A 6,797-nucleotide genomic window follows, 5' to 3' on the forward strand; every position below is an offset into this window, starting at 1 on the left:
TGGTTTTTACCAGCCGCAGCTACACGGCCCTGGTCAAAAGCTACGGCCTGCAGCAGGAGTTCATCACGCCTTACAGCCCTGAGCAGAATGGCATGGTTGAGCGCGTGATCCGCACGCTCAAGGACCAATGCGTTCATCGCCACAGGTTTGAAACCCTGCAGCACGCCAGCCGAGTGATTGCGGACTGGATCAGTTGGTACAACCATCGGCGCCCTCACCAGGCGCTGAAAATGAAGACCCCCGCTGAGGCTTATGCGTTAGCGGCCTGACCTGTGCAGAAAGTGCTGGGTCAATACAGGGCCGCATTCGGGCGTCGCTGGAGGCCGACATCTTTCCCTCACTGGGTTCGCGTCCCATGGCGTCACTCAAGGCGGGCGAGGTCATGGCTGCAATCAAGAAGCCCGAGGCCCGAGGCGCAGGCGACCAGGCCGGCCGGGTGCTTCAGCGTGCTGCTGCCAGCGGGGCCGCATTGTGATAGGCGATAGGCGAGGGCGCAAAAAAGCCACCTCAAGGGGTGGCTGGTGATGCTCAAGGTCTTTTTGCTCTTACCCATCTGCCGCACCTGAGTGCTTGATCGATGTGTAAGTGGTGCCGGGGCCGGAATCGAACCGGCACGCCTTGCGGCGGGGGATTTTGAGTCTGGAGGAAAGATAAATAAAATCAAGGACTTATGTTGAAAACGTTCCACTTTTTGAGTCACTGCTCTTGAGCGAAGAATGCAAAAGGCGGAACATGTTCTTATCTTGGTGAGTGCCACCGCCGATCTCGATCCAAGGGTGCCAGCGTTCATTCAATGCGTATGTGTGTAGGGGGCATTGCCATGCATCACACAATGCGATTACGGCTAGTTGTCTTGGATGGATCCGCTATGATGTAAGCATTTGAAACATAGGGGCAAACATGCGTAATTTGACAAAACTAGGACTGAAAGCTTCTCTACTGGCCGCTTCGGTCTTGCCTTTTGCGGCATACGCGCAATCGGTGTCTCTCACTTATGTGCCGCTAGGTGGGGGTGCCGACGCGACTTCTGTTCCAACAATGACAGAGTGGGTCATGGTACTGATGTCGGTCGTTATTGCTGTTTTCGCCGTTAGGCAAATCAAAAGGAAGGGCATTAGTAAGAGTCTCCTTCCCGTCCTACTTGCGGCGTCATTTCTTGGAGCAGCGGTCTCCGATGGCAGTTTTGTAAAGGTGGCAAACGCAGTGGCTATTTATAGATTTGACACACCCGCCGGTAGCTCTTTTACTGCTACAGTTTTTCCCAACAACCCGGGTGGTTTGAATGTTTTCACTACGAATGACATTACAAACACGACTGCTGTCACTTTCAAGATTACAGCTGAGACTGGGTCAGGTGCTTGTTTTGGCTCCTTTGATGCAGGGACAAACACATGTGCAGTGAATTCAATCATCGCTCCTGGAGCCAGTTGCAAGGTCGGCATTATCAATCCTTGCTGACCAACTAGATACCACCGGAAACTGGATAAAAGGGGCGTTAAGCCCCTTTTTTTGCGTTTGAAAATGCCTGCATCGAAGATGAAATCGAGAAATTCGACACTTAGTAGTCATTTAGTCATGGAGTTGATACGCCTTTCAGCGGGGAATTTTGAGTCTGGAGGAAAGATCAATAAAATCAAGGATTTATGTTGAAAGCGTTCTACTTTTTGAGTCATTGCTCTCGAGCGAAGAATGCAAAAGGCGGAACATGTTCTTATCTTGGTGAGTGCCAATGCCGATCTCGATCCAAGGGTGCCGGCGTTCATTCAATGCGTACGTGCGCAGGGGGTGCATTGCATGCATTACACATTGCGATTACGGCCAGTTGGCTTGAGTGGATCCACTATGATGTAAGCCACAGATTGACTGGCTTGGCCAACCGTGATCATATTTTAATTTTTGATCGATTCGCCGAAAACGAACAATTAATTAACAATTGATATTGAGATTGACATGCCGTTGAACTTCATTGTTTGGTTTTTAGGGAATTCTCCAAAGGGGTGGTAGTCGTGCTCGGTGAATGGAATGGAATCAATTATTCCTAGATACAGGAAAATAAGAAGCCTAGCGCTTCTCAAGCCTATTTTGTATAGTCCGGGTGCATGGGTTTGAAAGTCTATCTCGAGTCGTTCTGCTTTAAACCAGAACTCTGCATCTTTATCAGATGCGCCAGCCATTTTTAGCCATTGATGTAAATTTTTAACTAGTTTTTGGCGCTCATCTGGGATGTGTAGGAGTGAATGTCCATAAACTGCATTTCGAATGAAATGCACTAATTTTGAGTCGATCTTAATGTATTTTTGCCATGTTCTATAATTTTTTCCGTGTTCTCGATCTTTTTTAAATGGTTCAAAGCTTTTGTTTATTAGTTTTTCAAATGCAAAAGAGCCTAGCGTGTGATATTCGCTGTTTTGATCTGAAACAAGATTTCCGACGCATTCCATTGAAAGTCCAAAAAAGCCAATGGTAAGTGGCATCATTGATATTCCACTTCTCAATCCTGCTAAATAGTAATTCATGGTCTGCCTAAAAAGAATTTTATCCCGATCTGTTGGGATGTTTTCTTCCTTTAGAAAGGCTGCGTTTAGAAAATCTTGAAGTAGCTTCTGACTAGCCTGAAGTTTACCCCTGTTAAATGAACTCCTGGTATCTTGTCTCTGAAAGGGGTCGGTGCAGTCTTCGCCAAAAAAAACTGATAGCCATGAAAGAAAGGTGTTGCTGTCGATAAAGCCGATTTCGGAGCGAATGATAATTATCTTGCCTTCGTCGAATGTTTCATGAGTGAACTTTAGTTCGTAGTCAACTCCGTAATATGAAACGTTCCAAATGGCTTGGGGGTTATCTATGTAGCAGTGCTTGAGGTGAATGATGTGATTATTCATTGTGGCCTGCATAAAGTGCTAACCATCTTTTGAAGGGATGGTCCTGTCTATCGAATGCCTATTTGCTGCATAGACTATAACCACGTCCCACTCTTCGTGATTGGTGTGGCTTTTTTTGAGAGATAATAAACTCCATTTTGGGCTATTTTTGCGGGAATGTGCGTGGGAGTCCTGTGTATGCACTCTGTGTATACTTGATATTTGGGGTGCAAAAATAATGATGTATCGCGCGACCTATTTTGATAATCGGGAATGCCGGCATTGCAGTGAAATATAATCTGCGGTTGAAAACGATTAAAGGTGCTCCTGGCGGATTGGGAAAATAATCCCAAAGAGTCAATTCTGAGTTGAAGCTGTCTATCGAAAACCAGGAGACTCCAGAATGATGTGGGCTTGCTCGCTGGGCCAATGCTTATTGGCCAAGGCTTTGATGGTTATGGACTGTTGGGGGATACGCCAGAAGCTAGTATTTAAATAGCCTTCTAAGACCCTCATAATGTTGGGCCGATATCTCGGATCGCGTGGCCCGCAAACCACCTTGCCAGTGTTTCCATTGCGCTTGGCTCAAGGCGATGCGTGAAGAGGAGCGCCAGGCGCCTTTTCGGTCGGGATACCGTGACATAGAAAAGGTTGCGGTAGCGTTCGTAGTCCGCTGCTCGATTGCCGATCAGGCCGGGGTTCCCGGCCATCTTAAGATAGAGGTTGAAGTCATACTCGTTCCAGCCACGACCAAAAACGACGAGGACATTTTCGAACTGGTTGCCCTTTACACCATGCTTGGTTTCGAAAGGCGAGTGGCCATCAAGATATTTGCAGAGAGCGATGATCTCTTGGTAGGATACTTCGTGAAGCGCATGGAGTTCCTTGATTCGTCCTGTAAGTTGTTCGCCGCCCGCAAGTGCGTCTGCAAGTGCCCTTTCTTGACGTACGACGGCGTCTGAGAGGATGGGTAGGCCTGAAGAAGACAAATGTGCGATTACGTCGCCGACGGTTCCTGTGTCACGAAGTTCGCAGAGCCGTCTCATAACGTCTGACCACTTAGTTTTGTCGCGCGGCCCTTTTATTAACGGGCGCTCGGCATCAATTGCTTCGAACATCCTACCGAACCTCTTGGCGAGGTAGGCACGAACTGCTGGTTCAAGATGCTCATGAAAGTAAGCGATCACCTCGTTGGCCTTACGCGTGAAGGAGTCGTTGAACTGGAACACAGTCCGCATTGAGTTATAGCCAATCTGTGACGCAAGCGCCCTGTGGGTCAGCATCAGGACCTTTGTGTCACCGGCAAAGTCCCATCCGATACCTTCCAATTCGGAGCGTACATTGCTGAATGCTCGTGCGGCTTCGGGCGCAGGGAGATCGCCCTGCCAGTGGTTCGCCGTAAGTCGAGCCCCACCCCATCCATTAGTATGGTAGACATGAATTTCTCCCGGTGCAACCGGGTCTTTTACCGCCTGAGCGAGCTCGGGGCGGATTAAATTCAAGCTGTCGACAATAGGCTTTGCGCTGCGGAAGTTAGCCTTCTTGTCGATGCGCTTCAGTGCATAGTGCGTGATCGAACCGCAGCCATCGCCATAGATTTTCTGCCAGTGGTCACCGAAAAAGCCGAATTGCGGAGCATACGGCTTGTCTAAGAACTGGTCCTTGAAACATTCGATGAGATTGGCGTTCGTGTCCTGGTATTCGTCGACGAAAATGAGCGGGAAGCGCGACACCACTGAATTGCGGAACTTTACAGATTGCATCAGATCGATAAATATCGGAAAGATGTCGTCGTGGTGAAGGTTCGCTGTGCCATCTTCGACGGAGCGTCGACCGAGAGCGTATCCAACGGATGTGATGTTTGCTGCGTTAAGTTCCTCGACACGATCTGCCCAGCCCGGCAGAGTACGTACAAGTTCGCAAAGCCGTTTCTGAAACGGGCTGGCGAGCATCCATGCGAACGCGTGAAAGGTGTTACAGAAGATCGCCGGATCGCCGTCTGTTTGTGCGAGGATCATATCCCGTGCGACATTGGTATAGGTGACGCATGCAACTTGCTGGTGCGTGCGTTGAAGTTCTCGCGTCCGATCTTTCAGAATGTAACGTAGTGCTGCGATCAGTGAGTACGTCTTGCCGGCGCCTGCACCTGCCTCGAACACGAAGCTCGATCCATCGTCGAGGCAGCCTTTCAGCGCTTGCCATGAGGCCGCAGCCGCGGCCTCGGCTGGATTGAGTTGGGTGACATCGCTCACTTGGCTTCACCTGAAGTTGGCATGTTGATAGCTTTGGAGGCCTGCGCCTTTCCGGCGAACCCCACGCAGAGTTCAGGGGCAGCGGCATTGTTTGAGGCGAGCCAGCGCATGCCCTCTTCAATATATCGTGGCGTACTCCATCTGGTTTTCTCAATTGCGTAGGTTAGCGCGAACTTGGACTTCTTCTGCTTGGCGGCCTTGTCCTGGGCTGCTTTCGCAAGCGCTTCATGAGTTGCGCCAGTAATGCCGAAGTAGGTCTGATTGGCGAGAATAAACGCATCTTCGAACGTCCGGCCGCACGGCCCGCTAACCGCTTCTGGTACTTGATACGCTAGGCGCAGGTTGCCTCGGGTCTTGGCAGCATCGTCAGCAGCTAATGCCGTCGACAGAGGAAATATGGTCACTCCATCCGCAACTTCTTCCTCATCGTCGTCAGCAATTTCCGTGGCGGTCACAGCCACCCCCGGTGGCGAGGCTGCCGGAGCCGCTTGTGGCTGGGCTAGAGCTGGTGTGGCAGGCCCCCCAGTAGACGCCATTGGCATTGGGACCGTGGCTTGGGCTGTGTTGAACCAGTGCTTAATGCATGAGTTGCTGGTGCTCTCCCCTTCATGGACAAGGCAAGCTTCGAGCTTTTTATTTGCGTTGCGTTTGACGGCGTCAAGATCGGTGATGATCAGACTGCGCAAGTCCAGGAACTCGAGGAGCGGAATGAAAAGCTGTGCGTAGGCTCCCCCAACCTCCATGATCGTGATGTATTGACTGCCAAGTTTCAAGGTCGAATCGACTGCATCGAGCGAGCGTATTACCTGGGGCAACATCAGTCGCTCTGTCGTCCCTTCGATCAGCACGGCCTTATCTGCGAAGAAGAGGTCACAACGTGTTAGCGTAAGGTATTGGTGCAGGAAGTCAGAAGCAGGGCCCTTCAATCCCGCGAGGTCGCTACTGAGGTCCTTGACTTGAGTGCGGCGCACGCCAATAGGAAGATCTGTTGACGTTACAGCGAAATAGCGGATTGTGTTGAAGCGAGCCTCATTCGCAATGTGTGGCGAGTGCGTTGAGACGATGAATTGCACCGGCCATGAGACATCTTCTCCTTCCAAGCTGCAGAGCTTCTTGACTATCACCGGCAATTGCCGGATGAAGACTTCTTGCATTTGTGGATGCAGATGGGCTTCTGGCTCCTCTATTACTATGAGCTGAAGACCCGGGGCATTCGCATGTGCTCGGTACTCGCGGAAGAAGCCAACGATCTTGAGCAGGATGTACAGAAGGTTCCGGTACCCGAGCCCATTGTAGGATTCGGGGAGCTGGACGCCGCTATATCCGGCGTACTGAACCTTCGTGAAGTTAGACAGTAGCTTGCCAACGTCAAGTTTTGTCTCTGGCTGAAGCGGTGCATTGTGACCTGCCCCCTCCCAGCCGTACCAACCTGAAGTTAGTGAAGTCCGTCAACCAACTGGAGAATGACGGATATGAAGAAGAGCAGATTCAGCGAGGAACAGATCATTGGGTTCCTTCGACAGGCTGAGGCAGGCATGCCTATCAAGGAACTCTGCCGCAACGGCGGCTTTAGTGATGCGACTTTCTACAAGTGGCGTGCCAAGTTCGGCGGCATGCAGGTCTCGGAGGCCCAACGCCTGCGAGAGCTGGAGTCTGAGAACGCCAAGCTCAAGCGGCTACTGGCCGA

At 50.8% G+C, this 6,797-nt stretch carries 7 protein-coding genes; 4 read left to right on the plus strand and 3 right to left on the minus strand.

Annotated features, from left to right (window positions below; translation table 11 throughout):
* The 3 genes from F624_RS0131540 to F624_RS35280 form a co-directional block, all read left to right on the plus strand.
* Positions 1–269, plus strand: a 269-nt coding sequence (locus F624_RS0131540; RefSeq protein WP_019578296.1) for an integrase core domain-containing protein, incomplete at its 5' end; no start/stop codon positions are given.
* 35 nt (positions 270–304) lie between these two features.
* Complete coding sequence (locus tag F624_RS36565; RefSeq protein ID WP_420536271.1) at positions 305–475, plus strand: phage integrase central domain-containing protein; 171 nt, start codon at positions 305–307, stop codon at positions 473–475.
* 425 nt (positions 476–900) lie between these two features.
* Positions 901–1,458: a midcut-by-XrtH protein gene (locus F624_RS35280; RefSeq protein WP_157443742.1), complete on the plus strand. Its 558-nt coding sequence runs from the start codon at positions 901–903 to the stop codon at positions 1,456–1,458.
* Between the two features lie 464 nt (positions 1,459–1,922).
* Here F624_RS35280 and F624_RS35285 read toward each other — a convergent pair whose 3' ends face one another.
* From F624_RS35285 to F624_RS0131555, 3 genes are all read right to left on the minus strand, one after another.
* On the minus strand, positions 1,923–2,891 hold the full coding sequence (locus tag F624_RS35285) for a hypothetical protein (RefSeq protein WP_169426749.1): 969 nt from the start codon (positions 2,889–2,891) through the stop codon (positions 1,923–1,925).
* A gap of 479 nt (positions 2,892–3,370) precedes the next feature.
* Complete coding sequence (locus F624_RS0131550; protein ID WP_019578352.1) at positions 3,371–5,110, minus strand: UvrD-helicase domain-containing protein; 1,740 nt, start codon at positions 5,108–5,110, stop codon at positions 3,371–3,373.
* The gene (locus tag F624_RS0131555; RefSeq protein ID WP_084679897.1) at positions 5,107–6,465 is read right to left on the minus strand and encodes an ATP-dependent nuclease; all 1,359 of its coding nucleotides are present in this window, start codon (positions 6,463–6,465) and stop codon (positions 5,107–5,109) included. Before F624_RS0131555 ends, F624_RS0131550 begins: the two co-directional genes overlap by 4 nt.
* A 117-nt stretch (positions 6,466–6,582) precedes the next feature.
* Between F624_RS0131555 and F624_RS0131560 the strand changes: the two genes are divergently transcribed.
* On the plus strand, positions 6,583–6,797 hold a 215-nt coding region (locus tag F624_RS0131560), incomplete at its 3' end, for a transposase (protein ID WP_031256960.1).

The sequence above is a fragment of the Curvibacter lanceolatus ATCC 14669 genome (assembly GCF_000381265.1).
In the GTDB taxonomy this organism is placed as follows: domain Bacteria; phylum Pseudomonadota; class Gammaproteobacteria; order Burkholderiales; family Burkholderiaceae_C; genus Curvibacter; species Curvibacter lanceolatus.